The 17,530-nt window shown below is 64.8% G+C and carries 5 protein-coding genes and 1 pseudogene; 2 read left to right on the top strand and 4 right to left on the bottom strand.

Annotated features, from left to right (window positions below; genetic code table 11):
• Positions 1-2 precede the first annotated feature (2 nt).
• Positions 3-1,238 (bottom strand): annotated as a pseudogene (locus PspCFBP13528_RS27940) (AMP-binding protein); the annotation flags it as partial.
• Position 1,239: 1 nt separating this feature from the next.
• On the bottom strand, positions 1,240-13,991 hold a 12,752-nt coding region (locus PspCFBP13528_RS19990; RefSeq protein WP_241669123.1), incomplete at its 3' end, for a non-ribosomal peptide synthase/polyketide synthase.
• Positions 13,992-14,200: 209 nt separating this feature from the next.
• Here PspCFBP13528_RS19990 and PspCFBP13528_RS19985 point away from each other — a divergent pair.
• Both PspCFBP13528_RS19985 and PspCFBP13528_RS19980 read left to right on the top strand, forming a co-directional pair.
• Positions 14,201-14,452 (top strand): type II toxin-antitoxin system HicA family toxin, encoded by a 252-nt coding sequence (locus tag PspCFBP13528_RS19985; RefSeq protein WP_057722035.1) that lies wholly within the window; start codon positions 14,201-14,203, stop codon positions 14,450-14,452.
• A complete protein-coding gene (locus PspCFBP13528_RS19980; protein ID WP_065950953.1) occupies positions 14,449-14,802 on the top strand; it encodes a type II toxin-antitoxin system HicB family antitoxin in 354 nt (117 codons plus the stop codon). The genes PspCFBP13528_RS19985 and PspCFBP13528_RS19980 overlap by 4 nt, the downstream gene beginning before the upstream one ends.
• On the opposite strand, the gene PspCFBP13528_RS19975 is transcribed toward PspCFBP13528_RS19980, so the two are convergent.
• Complete coding sequence (locus PspCFBP13528_RS19975) at positions 14,781-15,974, bottom strand: MFS transporter (protein WP_065950954.1); 1,194 nt, start codon at positions 15,972-15,974, stop codon at positions 14,781-14,783. The genes PspCFBP13528_RS19980 and PspCFBP13528_RS19975 overlap by 22 nt on opposite strands.
• Before the next feature lie 40 nt (positions 15,975-16,014).
• Positions 16,015-17,370 carry an MATE family efflux transporter gene (locus PspCFBP13528_RS19970; protein ID WP_065950955.1) on the bottom strand — a complete coding sequence of 452 codons (1,356 nt, stop codon included), beginning with the start codon at positions 17,368-17,370 and terminating at the stop codon, positions 16,015-16,017.
• Positions 17,371-17,530 lie beyond the last annotated feature (160 nt).

Genomic DNA, 17,530 nt, shown 5'->3' with positions numbered 1-17,530 from the left:
GTTCAAATCGCCTCTAGTTCGCTCAAAAAGTCACGAAGATCATCAAAATCTTCCACGCTGCCGGCGCGGAAAGTGGCTGCGGCCTGCACGTAGGCACGCAGTGATTCGGTCTGGAACAGTTCCATCAGCGGTACGTCCAGGCCCAGCTCGGCCTGCACCCGCGAGGTGATCTGGATGGCCAGCAGGGAATGCCCGCCCACTTCGAAGAAGTTGTCGTTCAGGCCCACTTGCGCCAGGTGCAGCACGTCGGCCCAGATCGCGGCGATCTGCTGCTCCAGTTCGGTTTGCGGCGCCACGTACTGCTGCTGCATCTGGCTGGCATCCGGCAACGGCAGGCCCTTGCGGTCGAGCTTGCCGTTGGGGGTCAGCGGCATGTGCGCGAGGAACACGAAATGCGCCGGCACCATGTAGTCCGGCAGGCCGCTTTTCAGGGCGCGACGCAGGGTGTCACGGAATTCGGCCTGGTCGGCCAGGGTCGCATCGGCCGGCACCACGTAGGCCACCAACTGCTTGCCGGTCGGGCCTTCCTGGGCCACCACCACGGTTTCGCCGACGCTGTCCTGTTCACGCAGGCGCGCTTCGATTTCGCCCAGCTCGATACGGAAGCCACGGATTTTCACTTGATGGTCGACGCGCCCCAGGTAATCCACCACACCATCCGGACGCCCACGGGTCAGGTCGCCGCTGCGATACAGGCGGCTGCCGGGTTTGCCGAACGGGTCCGGCACAAAGCGTTCGGCGGTCAACGCCGGACGCTCCAGGTAACCCCGCGCCACGCCCTCGCCGCCCAGGTACAACTCGCCGGCCACGCCGATGGGTTGCAGGTTGAGCTGCGCGTCCAGCACATAGCCGCTGCGGTTGCCGAGCAAGGTGCCGATGGGCGCGTAGACGGCGCCGCACGGGTCGCCTTTGCGCGCCTTCCACAGCAACGGTGTGACCACGGTTTCCGTCGGGCCGTAGCCGTTGAACAGGTAGGTCGGTTTCAGCGCACGCCAGGCCAGGTCATAGCTGGCCTGGGCCACCGCATCACCGCCGAAGCAGTACACGCGCACCGCCGGAGGGTTGCCGTCGCGCTCGGCGTGTTCGGCCAGTTGTTGCAGGTACACCGGCGGGAACACCGCCATGGTCACGTTGTGGCGGTGCATTTGCTCATAGGTGTATTCGGGCAGCCACAGGCTGTCGTCACGGATCAGTACGCTGGCGCCGTTTATCAACGGGTGCATCCAGCCTTCGTGAGCNGTTTCATAGCGCTCGCCGGTGGCGATGATGTGCGCCACCAGTGGCCCGTGGGACACCGCCACGCCCTTGGGCATGCCGGTGGAACCGGAGGTGTAGATCACGTAGGCGAGGTTGTCACCGTCCAGCGCGACGTTCGGCGCGCTGTTGCTCAAGTGCGCCCATTGCTCGGTACGATCAATGGCCAGGGTCTCCAGCCCATCGGGAACCGGCAGTTGCGCCAGGGCGCGGGTATGGCTGAGCAGCAGTTGCGCTCGGCTGTCCTGCATCATGTACAGCAGGCGATCACGCGGGTATTCAATGTCCAGCGGCACGTACACGCCACCGGCCTTCAGCACCGCGAGGAACGCCACCATGATCTCGGCACTGCGCGGCATGGCAATCGCCACGCGCACTTCCGGGCCGACGCCACGGGCAATCAGTGCGTGGGCCAGGCGGTTGGCCTGGGTGTCGAGCTCAGCGTAACTGAGGGTTTGCGCATCGAACTTCACCGCCACCGCATCCGGAGTCTCCCGGGCACGGTCGGCGACCAACTCATGCACCAGCCGTTGGGACGGGTAGCCGGCATCGGTACAGTTCCACAGTTGCAGGATGTGCTGCTGCTCGTCCTGATCCAACACGCGCAACTGGCCGATGGCTTGAGTCTGATCGGCCACCATCGCCTGCAACAGGTTCTGCCAATGCCCGGCCATGCGCGCGATGGTGGCGGGCGCAAACAGGTCGGTGGCATAGCTCAGGGAGGCATGCAGCGCCGTCGGGCTTTCCTCCACGTCCAGCGCCAGGTCGAACTGGGCCACGCCGTCATCCCAGCCCAGGACCTCGATGTGCAGGTCGGTCAGTTGCTGCAACTGACGCTCGGCGGACGTTACGCGGTGGTTGAACAGCACCTGGAACAACGGGCTCAGGCTGAGGCTGCGTTCCGGATGCAGCGCTTGCACCAACTGTTCGAACGGCAGGTCCTGATGGGCCTGGGCGTCCAGGGAGCGCTGGCGCACCTGGCGCAGCAGTTGCTCGACGCTCATCTGCCCGTGAAGGTCGGCCTTGAGCACTTGGGTGTTGACGAAGAAACCAATCAGACCCTCGGTTTCCAGGCGGTTGCGGTTGGCAACCGGCACGCCGACGCGCACGTCTTCCTGGCCACTGTAGCGATGCAACAGCGCCTGGTAGGACGCCAACAACACCATCGGCAAGGTGACGCCGGCGTTGCGGGCCAGGGTGCGCAGGCCTTCCAGCAGACCTGGCGCCAAGTCGATGCCCAGGCGCGCACCGCGATGGCTTGGCAACGCCGGGCGCGGGAAGTCGAACGGCAGCTCCAGCACCGGCTGCTCGCCGCCCAACTGTTCACGCCAATAGGCCAGTTGACGCGTTTGCTCGCCGGCCTCCATCCAGTTGCGCTGCCATACGGCATAGTCGGCGTACTGGATCGGCAACGCCGGCAGATCGGGGGTGTGACCCTGGCTGAACGCGGCGTACAGCTGCACCAGTTCTTCGACCATCAATTGCATCGACCAGCCATCGGAGACGATGTGGTGCTGCACCAGCACCAGCACGTGGTCGTCCTCGGCCAGGCGCAACAACGTGACCCGCAACAGCGGCCCGCGCAGTAAATCGAAGGGGCGTGCGACCTCGGCGGCGACGGTGGCCTTGAGGTCGGCATACTCGCAGGCGCCCCGGTCGATCTCGATCCGGCCGACCGCTTCGATGACCTGCACCGCGCCCGTGGCCTCCTGGCGCAGGTGAGTGCGCAGGCTTTCATGGCGGGCCAACAAGGTGTCGAAACTGCGCTGCAGTGCGACCTGGTCCAGTGGGCCGTGTAAACGCAAGGCACTGGGGATGTGGTAAGCGGCGCTGTGCGGGTCCAGTTGCCAGAGGAACCATTGACGCTCCTGGGCATAGGACAACGGCAAGGGGTGCGTACGGTCAGCCTTGAGCAGCGCCGGTGCGGTGCTGCCCTCCTCGCCCAGAGCGCGCACAAAATCGCCGAGCAAGGGCTGCTCGAACAGGGTCTTGAGCGCGACTTCCAGCGCCAGCGCCTGACGCACCCGCGACACCACCCGCGTGGCCAGCAGGGAGTGCCCACCCAGCTCGAAGAAATGATCGTCGAGGCCGACCTGCGGCACCTCCAGCACCTCGGCCCAGATCGCCGCGACCTGTTGTTCGCGCGCGGTCACGGGCGCCAGATGCCCCTCGTGCAACTGCCCGGCATCGACCTTGGGCAAGGCCTTGCGGTCAAGCTTGCCGTTGGGAGTCAGCGGCAGGCGCTCGAGGACCAGCAAGTGCGACGGCACCATGTAATCCGGCAGCCGCTCGCGCAGCGCGGCTTTGCAGGCCTGTGAATCCACCGTCGTGGTGGTCACCAGGTAGGCGATCAAGCGGTCGTTGTCCGCCAGCACCACGGCTTCACGCACACCTGCGTACTCACGCAGGCAGGCTTCGATTTCACCCAGCTCGATACGGAAGCCGCGCACCTTGACCTGATGGTCGACGCGGCCGATGTACTCGACCACGCCGTCTGCGCGGTAACGCGCCAGGTCGCCGGTGCGGTACAGGCGTGCGCCAGGCGCGCCAAACGGGTCCGGTACAAAACGCTCGGCGGTGAGCGCCGGCCGCGCGTGATAACCACGCGCCAGGCCGACCCCGCCGATCAGCAGCTCGCCGGCCGCGCCCTGCGGGCAGGGGGTAAGCCCGGCATTGAGGATGAACAGCGAGGTATTGGCGATGGGCCGTCCGACAAAAGGCTGCGCCTCGTGCAAGCGATGGGCCGCCGACCAGATGGTGGTTTCCGTCGGCCCGTAGAGGTTCCACACCGGGCCTTGCAGATCGAGCAGGCGCTGGGCCAGGTCAGCCGGCAGCGCTTCGCCGCCGCACAGGCACTGGATACCGCGCAGCAGGTGCGCACGCGGGCTGTCGAGCAGCATGCGCCAGGTCGACGGCGTGGCCTGCAGCACGCTGGCCGCCTGGCCGTGGGCGAGGTCGAGGATGGCTTCCGGGTCGGAGGCCATGGCCTGCTCGCTCAACAGCACCGTCGCGCCGACACTCAGCGGCACATAAAGCTCCAGGGCGAAGATGTCGAATGAGAACGTGGTCAACGACAACAGGCGCGCATCGCCGCCAATGGACAAGGTATCGGCCATGCCGCAGGTAAAGCTGCACAACGCCTGGTGCCGCACCATCACGCCTTTGGGCGTGCCGGTGGAGCCGGAGGTGTAGATGACGTAGGCCAGGTGCTGCGGCGTAATGTCTACCTGCGGATTGTGTGCGTCACCGTCGCAGTCGTCGGTCAGCAACACCTGCAGGTCTTGGGGCTGCAGGAGACGATCGCGCAGATGCGCCTGGGTCAGCAGCACCCGGGCATCGCTGTCTTCGAGCATGAACGCCAGGCGGTCCGCCGGGAACTGCGGATCAAGCGGCACATAGGCGCCGCCGGCCTTGAGGGTCGCCAGCAGGCCGACCACCATGTCCAGGGAGCGCTCCACATGCACCGCCACCAGCACATCGGGGCCGACGCCCGCCGCGATCAACCGGTGCGCCAGGCGATTGGCCCGGCGGTTGAGTTCGGCGTAGCTCAGGCTGACGTCATTGAAGCGCAGTGCGATGGCATCCGGGCGGGCGAGCGCTTGCGCCTCGAACACCTGGTGCACGCACTGTTCGCGCGGGTAATCGGCTGGCGTGTGGTTCCACGCCTCCACCATCTGCTGCCACTGCGGCGCACTGAGCATCGCCAGCTCGTCGAGCGCCTGTGACTCATCGCGCACCACGGCGCGCAGCAGGTTATGCCAATGCCCGGCCAGGCGTTCCACGGTCGCCGGCTCGAACAGGTCGGTGGCGTACGTCAGCGACGCCCACAGGCCATCTTCGGACTCTTCGGTTTCCAGGTTCAGGTCGAACTGAGTGGTGTGGGCGGCCCAATCCAGCGCCTGCAATGCCAGGCCCTGCACGTGCACGGGGCCAGCGCGCAGGCTGTCCTGATGGTTGAACATCACCTGGAACAGCGGGTTATGGCTCAGGCTGCGCTCGGGCTGCAAGGCTTCCACCAGTTGCTCGAATGGCAAGTCCTGATGCGCCTGGGCCTCGAGGGCGCGCTGCTTGACCTGGGCCAGCAACTGCGCAAAGGGCATTTGCCCGTGCAGCTCGGCCTGCATGACCTGGGTATTGACGAAGAAACCCACCAGCCGTTCGGTTTCCAGGCGCGTGCGGTTGGCGATCGGCACGCCGACACGGATCTCGGACTGACCGCTGTAGCGATGCAGCAAGGTCTGGAACGAGGCCAGCAACAGCATGAACAAGGTCACGTCCTGACGCTGGGCCAACGCCTTGAGTTCGGCCACCAGCGGGCTGTCCAGATGGATCTGCCGACGCGCGCCCCGATGGCTTTGCACTGCCGGGCGCGGATGGTCCAGTGGCAACTCCAGCACCGGGTGTGCGCTGCCCAGGCGCGCGCACCAGTAATCGAGCTGGCGCTGTTTTTCCCCGGCCGCCATCCAGTCACGCTGCCATTGGGCATAGTCGGCGTACTGGATCGGCAACGCCGGCAATGGACTGTCGCCCTGGTAGAGCGCCACCAGCTCATCGACCATCACCTGCATCGACCAACCGTCGGAGATGATGTGATGCTGAGTGACCACCAGCACATGATGCTGCGCCGCAACTTCCAGCAATTTGACGCGCATCAGCGGGCCACTGCGCAGATCGAAGGGGCGCTGGATTTCCTCGGCCACCGCCTGTTCAATCGCCGCCACCTCGACGCGCTGGCGCTCGATGGTCACTGCCAGGGCGGGATGGATGACTTGCAAGGTCTGCTCGCCCTGTTCCACAAAGGTGGTGCGCAGCGGCTCATGGCGGTGTACCAGGGCCTGGAACGCGTGCTCCAGCGCGGCGATGTCCAGCTGACCGCGCAGGTGCAGGGCGGTGGGAACGTGATAGGCCGCGCTGGCGGGGTCCAGTTGCCAGAGGAACCATTGGCGTTCCTGGGCGAAGGACAACGCCAGCGGCCCGCCGCGTTCAATAGCCACCAACGGCTGCGCCGTGCTCATCTGCAACGCCGCACAGGCGTCGGCAAACGCGTGCAGGGTCGGCTGTTCGAACAGCGTACGCAATGGCACTTCCAGGTTGAGCGCATGCCGTACCCGGGAGATCACCTGGGTGGCCAGCAACGAGTGGCCGCCGCGCTCGAAGAAGTGATCCTCCAGGCCGACCTGCTCAACCTGCAACACCGCCTGCCAGATCGCCGCCAACTGGCTCTGCAGCGCGGTTTGTGGCGCCACGTAGGCCTGGGTGTACGGGTTCAGGTCCGGCGCCGGCAGTGCGCGGCGGTCAAGCTTGCCGTTGTTGTTCAACGGCAAGGCATCGAGCACCACCCACTGCCCGGGCACCATGTACTCCGGCAGCGACTGACGCAAACGGGCCGCCAGGGCCTGTGTGTCCAAGGCGATGCCCTCAGCGGGCACCACGTACGCCACCAACTGCGTACCCGTTGCGCTCGGCAGCGCCAATACTGCCGCTTCACGCACCTGCGGCAAGGCTTGCAGGCCGGCCTCGATTTCGCCGATTTCGATACGCAAGCCGCGAATCTTCACCTGATGGTCGATACGCCCGACGTACTCCAGCGCCCCCGCCTCGTTGTAACGGGCCAGGTCGCCACTGCGGTAGAGCCGCGCACCGGGGACGGCGGAAAACGGGTCGGGCAGGAAGCGCTCGGCGGTCAGCGCCGGGCGGTCGAAATAGCGCTGGGCCAGGCCGGCTTCGGCGCCGATGCACAATTCGCCCACGCCATCGGTCGCCAGCAATTGGAAACTGCTGTCGAGCACGTAGAGCGAACGCCCTTCAATCGCCTGCCCGATCGGCACACCGAACGCGTCGCTGGCATCATCCAGTTGGCACGCGTGCACGCTGGACACCACTGTTGCCTCGGTCGGCCCATACGTGTTGACCAGCCGCACAGCGCCCAATCCGGCGGCATGCCAGGCGCGCAGGCCTTCGACGGACATCGCTTCACCGCCCACATGCACCTGGCGCAACTGGCCCAGGGCGCGACGGTCCATGGCGCATTCCTTGGCCAGCAGGTACCAGTAAGCGGCGGGCAAGTCGGCCAGGGTCACGCCCTGTTCGACGATCTCCCGCGCCAGTTGCCCGGCGTCCCACAGGTCATCGCCACGCATGATCAGCGCCGCGCCCACGCACAGCGGCGGGTAGCACTGTTCGACAAAGCCGTCGAAGCTGAAGGTCGCGAACTGCAGCACGCGGTCCTGTGCGCTCAACTGGCTGTACACCACGGCGCTGTCGCAGAACTGGCCGAGGGCGGCATGGTCGATGGCCACGCCTTTGGGCTGGCCAGTGGAGCCGGAGGTGTAGATCACGTACGCCAGGTCCGCAGCCGCCGCGTGATTGGGCGGATTGGTTGCCGGGCAGTCGGCCAACTCAACACCTGTGGCGCTGAAGTCGACACGGGTCAGCCCGGCCGGCAACGGCACATCGGTCAGCAAGCCGGTTTCGCTGAGCAGCAGGTCCAGGCGACTGTCCGCGAGCATGTAGGCCAGGCGCTCGGTCGGGTATTTCGGGTCCAGCGGCACATAGGCCGCGCCGCTCTTGAGCACCGCCAGCAGGCTGACGATCAGTTGCGGACCGCGCCGCGACGCCAGGCCCACGCGCTGGCCGGGGCCGACGCCCAGTTCCAGCAGGCGGTGGGCCAGGCGGTTGGCTCGTGCGTTGAGTTGGCCGTAGCTCAAGCGTTCGCTGCCGGCCTGCACTGCCAGGGCGTCCGGCGTGGCCTGGGCCTGGGCAGCAATGCGCTCATGGGCGTGTTGATCACGTCGGGCGGTGGCGGGCAACTGGCTGAGGGCAAGCACATCGCGCTGTGCGGTGGCATCAAGCAGGCGCAGATTGCCCAGGGGGATGTGAGCGTCGGCCAGCAGTTGCGCCAGCAGATGCTGCAGGTTGTCCCCCAGCCGCGTGACCTGAGACGCGCTGAACTGCGCACGGTCGTAGCTGAACTCCAGGCGCAGGCCGGTGCCCAGTTCGATACCAAGGGTCAATGGGTAATGGGTGCGCTCATGGTTATGCAGCGGCCCGAAGGTCAGGCCGGCCGGCGCGCCTTGTTTCAGGGCTTCGGCCACCGGGAAGTTTTCAAACACCAGCAGGGTATCGAACAGCGCGGCGCCTTGCTGGCCGGCCCAGCCTTGGATGTCGTAGAGCGGCACATGCTCGTGATCACGCAGGCTGAGGTTCTGCGCCTGCAACTGGCTGAGCCAACTGGCGGCCGACTGCGCCGGCGAGGCGGCGCTGATGATCGGCAAGGTATTGATGAACAGGCCCAACTGCTGCTCGATCCCCGGCAACGGCGCGGAACGCCCGGCCACGGTGGCGCCGAAGGCCACGCAAGCCTGCCCGGTGTAGCGTTGCAGCAGCAGGCTCCAGGCACCCTGCAACAGGGTATTGAGGGTCACCTTGTGCTGGCGGGCGAACTCACCGAGGTTATGGGTGAAGTGACTGCCCAACACGACGTGATGCTCCGCAGTACCCGAACCTTCAACCGGCGCGCGCAGCGCTTGGGCCAATCGCGTCGGCGCCTGCAATGGCGCCAGCTCGGCTTTCCAGAATGCTTCGCCGTTGCCTTGCTGTTGCAGCCAGCCCAGGTAATCGCGAAATTGCCCGAGCGGTGCAGGCACGGTCTGGCCCGCATAATGAGCAAGCACTTCGCCGAGCAATTGAGCGTTGCTCCAGCCATCCATGAGGATGTGGTGGCTGGTGAAAATCAGGTGCCAGGTCGTTCCCGCACCACGCACCAGCCTCAAGCGAAACAGCGGCGCGGCGTTGAGTTCGAAGCCGCGCTCACGCTCGGCGTTGGCCAGGGCATCGAAATCGGCATGGGGGTCTTCAATCACTTGCAGTTGCAGGTCGACCTGGCGCTGGATCACCTGATGCGCGCTGTCCAGGCCCAGCCAATGGAAGCTGCTGCGCAGGATGTCGTGGCGGTCCAGCGCGGCCTGCCAGGCGCGCCCGAACGCGAGCAGATCGAGACCGTCGATGTCCAGCCGCAGCTGGTTGATATAGGCCTGGGCCTCGGGCTCCAAGAGCGTGTGGAACAGCATGCCCTGCTGCATCGGCGACAGCGGGTAAACATCCGCGATGGCCGGCCCGGCCACCGGCAATGCATCCAGTTGCGCTTGGGTGACGCGTGCCAGGGGGAAATCCGCTGGCGTGACCTGCCCGGCCGGCGTGGCACAGCAATGTTCGATCAGGGCCTTGAGTTCAGCGGTGTATTCATCCGCCAGGCGCTGGATGGTCGAGGTGTCGAACATTTCGCGACTGAAGCCCCACTGCAAGGCCAACTCACCGCCATACACCTGCCCTTCCACCGTCAGCCAGTTGGCCAGCGGCGCATCAGGGTCCTGAGCCTGGCCACTGCCCTCGCCGGCCGGCACGAACAGCGCCGACTCATCGAACTGGCGGTCGAACTGGCCCAGGTAATTGAAGGTAATGCGTGGTGCGGCCAGCCCGGCCAGGGATTCGCGGACTTGCGGCGCGCCGAGGTAGCGCAGCAGGCCATAGCCCAGGCCCTTGTCGGGGACGGCGCGCAGTTGCTCCTTGACCGCCTTGATTGCGCCGGACAGCTCGCCATCGGCTTGCAGGCGCAGCGGAAACAGGCTGGTGAACCAGCCGACGGTGCGGGTCAGGTCGATGCCATCGAACAGGTCTTCGCGACCATGCCCCTCCAATTCGATCAGCGCGGCGGGTTGACCGCTCCAACGACTGACCACCCGCGCCAGGGCGGTGAGCAACAGGTCGTTGACCTGGGTGCGATAGGCCGCCGGCGCCTCTTGCAGCAACTGGCGCGTGTGCTCGGCATCGAGGCGCGTTTCCAGCTTGGCCCCCAGGCGATTTTGCAGGCCGCCCTCCGGGTGATCGCACGGCAACTCGGCATCGATCGATTGCGCCTGCCAGTACGACAGTTGGTGATCGAGGGCCTGCGCATGGGCTTGCAGCCGCTGCGCCCAGTGCTGGTAGGCACTGGTCTTTGCCGGCAACGTCTGTTCGCGATAAGCCTGTTGCAGGTCTTCCAGCAGGATGCGCCAGGACACCCCGTCCACCACCAGATGGTGCACCACCAACAGCAAACGCTGGGTACCGTCGGCCATGTCGACCAGAACCGCGCGCAGCAGCGGGCCCTGCTCCAGATCGAGGCTGCGCTGGGCCTCATCGCACAGCGCGGCCAAGTCGGCGTCGCTGCCGGCATGCGCCTGCCACAACACTGATGCGCCGACCTGCGCGGCGTGATGCTGCTGCCAACCCTCGGCCTGCGCCACGAAGCGCAGGCGCAGGGCATCGTGATGCTGGATCAATTGCATCACCGCCGCGTCGAGCCGGGCGGACTCCAGGGTGTCACGCGGGGTCAATAGCAATGACTGGTTCCAATGCTGGCGCGCCGGGATCGCCTGAGCGAAAAAGCCCTGCTGCACCGGCGTCAGGATGACCTCACCGCTGACCGGGCCTTGATCGATAGCGCTCAGTTGATCGAAGCTCGCCACCATCGCCAGGCTGCGGATGCTCTGGTACTGGAACAGGTCGCGCGGGCTGAGGCGGATACCGGCCTGGCGGGCACGGCTGACCACCTGGATGGAAATGATCGAATCGCCGCCCAGTTCGAAAAAGTTGTCATCCAGGCCGACGGCCTCGGTGCCTAACACGCTGCTCCAGATCGCGGCCAAGGCTTGTTGCAGGGCGTTTTGCGGAGCGGCGAACGCCTGCTGCGGCGCAGCGTCCGGCAGCGGCAGCGCCTTGCGGTCGAGCTTGCCGTTGGCGGTCACCGGCAGCTTGGCCAGCGTGATGAAATGGGTCGGCACCATGTATTCCGGCAGGCTGCCGAGCAGCCATGCCTTGAGGTCGCCAGGGGCATCGCCTTCAAGGACCAGATAAGCCACCAACTGCTTGCCGCCGTGTACCAGGACGACGGCTTCGCGCACCTGCGGGTGCTGCATCAGGCGCGTTTCGATCTCGCCCAGTTCGATGCGCAAACCGCGCAGCTTGACCTGGTGGTCGAGGCGGCCGAGGTATTCGATCACCCCGTCGGCGCGCTGACGCACACGGTCACCGGTCCGGTACAGGCGCTCGCCGGCCACGAATGGGCTCGGCACGAAGCGCTCGGCGGTCAGCGCCGGGCGGCGATGGTAACTGCGCGCCAGCCCGGTGCCGCCCAGGTACAGCTCGCCCGAGACACCGGCCGGTACCGGATTGAGCTGGGCATCGAGCACGTAGGTGCCGAGGTTGGCAATCGGCCGGCCAATGGGCACGCTGTCGGCGCCCTCGTCGATGCAGGTCCAGTGGGTCACATCGATGGCGGCTTCGGTCGGGCCGTAGAGGTTGTACAAGGCCGCATTCGCCAGCTTGGCGAACACCTGGCGCTGCGCGTCCAACGGCAACGCTTCGCCGCTGCAGACAATGCGCTTGAGGCTGGCGCAAGCGTCTACGCCTGGCTCATGGATGAACGCCTGCAACATGGACGGCACGAAGTGCACGGTGGTGATGGCGTGCCGCTCGATGGTCTCGATCAGACGTGCCGGCTCACGGTGCTCCCCCGGCGCGGCGACCACCAGGCGCGCGCCGGTCATCAGCGGCCAGAAAAACTCCCACACCGAAACGTCGAAGCTGAACGGCGTTTTCTGCAGCACCGCGTCGCTGCCATCGAGTGCATAGGCCTGCTGCATCCAGCACAGACGGTTGACCAGCGCACGATGGCTGTTACCGGCGCCCTTGGGCTTGCCGGTGGAGCCGGAGGTGTAGATCACATAGGCCAGGTTCAACCCATGGAGGGTGACGTTCGGGGACGCGGTGCTGTAGGCGTCGAGCCAGTCGGCCGGCTGATCCAGGGCAATCATCTGGATCCCTGCGGTCGGCAGTCGCGCCAACAGGTTTTGCTGGCTGAGCAGCAGCGTGATGCCGCTGTCGTCGATCATGTAGGCCAGGCGTTCCCCAGGGTATTCCGGGTCCAGCGGGACGTAGGCGCCGCCTGCCTTGAGGATGGCCAACAGGCCCACGACCATGTCGATGGAACGCTCGGCACAGATACCCACCAGCCCGTCCGGGCCGACGCCTCGCTCGCGTAATGCATGGGCCAATTGGTTGGCGCGCGCGTCAAGCTGGGCATAGGTCAGGGCGACCTCACCGAATACCAGCGCTGGCGCATCCGGCGTGCGTTGGGCCTGGTCTTCAATCAGGTGATGGATCGCGCGTTCGGTTGTGTACGGCCGGGATGTCTGGTTCCAGGCCTTGACCAGCCCCTGCTGCTCTTGAGCGCCCAGCATCGGCAGCTCGCCGATGCGCTGTTCACCGTCCGCCACCATCGCCTGCAACAAGCTGATCCAGTGGCGGGCCATGCGCTGGATGGAAGGCGCGTCGAACAGGTCGTTGGCGTACGTCAGCGCGGCATGCAAGGTGCCTGATTTTTCATAGGTGTCGAGGGTAAGGTCGAACTGCGTGGTGCGACCTTGCCATTCCACCAGGGCCAGTTCCAGGCCGGAGGCGGTGCTGACGGAGGCGATATCCGCCACCAGCGGCTGATGGTTGTACATCACCTGGAACAGCGGCGTATGGCTCAGGCTACGCTCGACTTTCAAGGCTTCCACCAAGCGCTCGAAGGGCAACTCCTGATGAGCCTGGGCACCTAGGGCGTGTTCCTTGATGCCTTCCAGCAGTTCGGCGACACGGGTTTGCCCGGTCAGCTCGGTGCGCAGCACCTGGGTATTGACGAAGAAACCGATCAGCCCTTCGACTTCAGTGCGATTGCGGTTGGCGATGGGCACGCCGACGCGAATATCGCCCTGCCCCGTGTAGCGATGCAGCAGCACATTGAACGCGCCGAGCAGCAGCATGAACAAGGTGACGTTGTGCTTTTGCGCGCACGTGCGCAGTTGCGTGGCCAGCGCCGGGTCGACCTCGAAAGTGTGTCGCGCGCCCTGATAACTGGGCATGGCCGGTCGTGGACGGTCAGTCGGCAGCTCCAGCACCGGGTGTTCATCGCCCAGGCGCGCCTGCCAGTATTGCAGCTGGCGCGCCTGCTCGCCGGCTTCCAGCCAGCGGCGCTGCCAGAGGGCGTAGTCGCTGTACTGGATCGCCAGTGCAGGCAGTTGCGGCGCCTCGTTGCGTTCATGGGCATCGTAAAAACGGATGAACTCGTCAATCAACACATTCATCGACCAGCCGTCGGAGACGATGTGGTGCAAGGTCAGCAGCAACACGTGCTCGTGTGCATCGAGCCTGAGTAGCTGCACGCGCAGCAGCGGGCCGTGTTCCAGGTCGAACGGCAACAGCGACTGACGCGTTGCTGCCGCGTTGACTGCCTGCTCACGGTCACCAGGTGCCAAGGTGCTGAGGTCCAGGTGCTCCACTACCCGTGACGGTTCGATGGAGACCTGGACCAGACGCTCATCCGCCTGCCGCTGAAACACCGTGCGCAAGGTTTCGTGGCGCGCCACCAGGCTGGCGAACGCCTGATCCAGGGCGTCCAGGCTCAGCGCCCCCTTCAAGCGTACGGCGCCGGGCAAGTTATAGGCGCCGCTTTGCGGGTCCAACTGCCAGAGAAACCACATGCGTTGCTGCGCATAGGACAGCGCCTGGCGATCCTCTGCCTCCACCCCCGCCGGAATCGGAAACCGGGAAAAATCCACGCCTTCTTTCTGCAGGGCCTGCAGGAACACTTGGCGTTTTTCCAGGGGCAACCCGATAAACCGGCGAGCAAGTTTCAAGGAGTCTTCAGCATTCATTTGTTGGAGTCCGGAGCAATAGGCAGGAAGCACAAAGGCACGTCGTCCCTATAAAACGAACCGCAAAGGGAAAAATTAGCGAGGAGTGAGGGGCTGAAGGCGAGGTGTCATCAAGGGTTACATCAATCTCAAGAAAGACCCACCAGACCGAGCTAGCATTGACGCACACCACTTTTTGCAACTACATTTAGTTACACGCAGGGAACGCCGTGTCCAAAAATGAAAAGCTGCTGGCCAAACTGCTCAACGAGCACATGGCATTCACCTGGTCTGAACTCGTAACGCTGTTACGCCGACTGGGCTACACACAGATTGAAGGGGCTGGAAGCCGGGTCAAATTCGATATCGGCGACCCCAGTGCACTGATCACCCTGCACAAGCCTCACCCCGGCAACGAACTGAAACACTACATTCGGCGCCAAATCATCGAACAATTGAAATCAGGAGAACTGATTCAGTGAACAACCAGCTGAAACACAAAGGCTACATCGGCTCCATCGAAGCCAGCCTCGAAGACAACTGCCTGTTCGGCAAAATCCTGTTCATCAAGGCATTGGTGAGCTACGAAGGCAAAACCGTCGCCGAATTGGACGCAGCCTTCAGAGAGGCGGTGGACGATTACCTCGCAACCTGCCAGGCCCTGGGGCAAACACCGGAAAAGCCTTGCAAGGGCTCCTTCAACGTACGCGTCGGCCATGACCTGCACTTGGCTGCAGCCTTGGCGGCGAACCGTAAGAAAGTGACGTTGAACGACCTGACACGCCAAGCGCTGAATGAGTTTCTACAACATCATTGCCCGGCGATTGGCTGACTACCCAACCGCCGATACCCCAGCACAGCCGAAGCCAACACCACCAGCCCCGCCGCCAGCGCCACCCAGAACCCGCTGGCGGCGCCAGCGTGGTCAATCATCCAGCCCGAGCTTGCGGCGCCAATGGCCACGCCAATGCTCAGACCGGTGATCAGCCAGGTCATGCCTTCGGTGAGGCGGCTCGGTGGGACCACCTGCTCCACCAGCGCCATGGACACGATCAGGGTTGGGGCGAAGAACAGACCGGAGATAAAGATCGCTACGGCCAGACCCGGAATATCGGTCACCCACAGCAACGGCAATGTCGTCAACGCCGTGGCCACGCCGCAGAACAGAAACTGTCGGGGCAACGAGGCCTTGAGCTTGAGCGTGCCGAAAGCCAGGCCGGCCAGACAGGAGCCGATGGCGTACACCGATAGCACGATACTCGCCGCTGCGGGTTGGCCCTGATGCTGGGCAAAGGCAACGCTGACCACATCCACCACACCGACAATCACCCCCATGGCCAGCAACAGGGTCATCAGGATCAGCACCGAAGGCGAGGCAATCAGCCAGCGCCCATGGTGGTCGTGGTGTGGATGCACCGGCGGTTCGGTCTCGCGCTGCAGCACGAAAGTGGTCACGCCCACCGCCAGCAACAGCGCCGCCACCAAAGGCCCGGCCTCGGCAAACAGCACCACGCTCAGACCGACCGAAATGGGCGGGCCGATGATAAAGCACACCTCATCGAGCACCGACTCCAGGGCGAAAGCGGTTTGCAGCCTGGGCTGACCGCGGTACAACTCGGTCCAGCGCGCCCGCACCATGGCCGACATGTTGGGCATGCAGCCGGCCAGCGCGGCGAACAGGAACAACGTCCAGTTCGGCGCCTGCAAACGCGTGCACAGCAGTACCATCAACAACGCGCCACCACCGATCAGCGCGGCGATGGGCAGCACCCTGCCCTGACCGTATCGATCCACCAGACGTGATACCTGCGGTGCACAAAGTGCCGTGGCCAACGCGAATACCGCCGCCACCGCGCCCGCCAGGCCATAACCGCCATGCACCTGCGAGAGCATGGTGATCAGGCCGATACCCGTCATGGAGATCGGCATGCGTGCCAGCATGCCCGCCAGCACAAACGCGCGAGCGCCAGGCACCTGGAACAATGCGGCGTAGGGATTTGCCATTGATGAAGCGCCTTCTCTCCTTGGGTGGGGCAACCTTGTATCACACCAGCCGCTTGATCTGCTTATGCCGCCATACCAACCGGTAATAGGCCGTCTGCAACACCAGCATCGCCAGGTAAGTCACCGGAAACGCCATCCACACCCCTTCCAGGCCAAAGTGCGCATTGAACAGGTACGCCACCGGCAATTCCACGCACAGCACACAGAAAATCGAGATGGCGACCGGCATCAACACCACGCCGCTGGCGCGCATGATGCCGCCGATCACGGCCTGGAAGCCAAACACCAGGATGCTCCACAGCATGATGTGCAACAGGTGCTCGGCGTTGACGCGCGCGGCGGCGTCGGTGATGAACAGACCCAGCAGCCAATGCGACAACCCATAGCCGAGCACGATCAGGCCACCGGTGAGAACGGTGTTGATCAACAGCCCGGTGCGCAGGATCGGCCCGATGCGCTCCAGGCGCCCGGCACCAATGGCCTGCGCCCCCAGGATCGAGGCGGTGATGGCAATCGACAGCGCCGGAAACTGCACGTAATTGACGATCTGCGTCACCGCGCCGTACGCCGCCGTTGCCTGGGAACCATGGCCGTTGACCAGCGCCAGGATGACCAATTCGGACAACGACAGCACCACCATCTGCAAGCCGGTAGGCAAACCGATGCGCAGGACCTTGCCAAGGATCGCCCGGTCCAGGCGCAGGGCCGCGAGCATGTCGCGATCCGGCGCCATCACGTGGTGCTTGTGGCGCAGGCGCAGCATCAGGAACAGCATCGCCAGGGCATTCCCCGCCAGCCCGGCGTACGCCGCACTCTGGATGCCCATGGGCGGCAGGCCGATCCAACCGCGGATCAGCGCCGGCGTCAGCAACAAGCCCACCAGCGTCGACACCATCAGCGCCAACAACGGCGAAACCGTGTCGCTGACGCCGCGCAGCAGCTGGGTATAAAGGATAAACACCAGCAGCAGCGGCATGATCAGCATCATCACCTGGGCATAATCCACCGCATCGTCCAGCACATCGACGGGGGTTCCCAAGGCCTGCAACGCAGGGCGCGCAAACAGCCCCCCCAGTACGGCCGCGAGCACGCCTATCAGTGCGCCAAGGGTCAGCGTGGCGCCGGTGATCACCTTGACCAGTCCCGTCTCCCGGGCGCCCCAGGCCTGGCCGATCAACACCGAGGCGCCGGCACCCAAGCCAATCACCAGGGCAATGAAGAAAAACACGACGGGGAACATGCCCGACACCGCCGCCAGCGCGTGGGTACCGAGCATCTGCCCAACGTAGATGCCGTTGAGCGTACCGGAGAAGCTTTGCAGGAAGTTGGAGAGCACCATCGGTGCCAGAAAGAATAAATAAACCTGCCACAACGGTCGTTGCTGGGTGACTTGCATGATGATCCGGGGCCTTGAATGCCGGTAGTTTTCGTCAACTGCTTGAGTGTATTGGCGCCGGCGCCGATGGCTGCCTCCTGACTGACAGGAAACAGCCTTCAGCGATCAGTCGACGCTACTCGCCCGCAGAGGCGCAAAGATTACCAGCAAACGCGTCAGC

It is taken from the genome of Pseudomonas sp. CFBP13528, assembly GCF_005233615.1.
GTDB lineage: Bacteria > Pseudomonadota > Gammaproteobacteria > Pseudomonadales > Pseudomonadaceae > Aquipseudomonas > Aquipseudomonas fluorescens_AM.
This window is presented reverse-complemented; position numbering and strand designations above follow the sequence as displayed.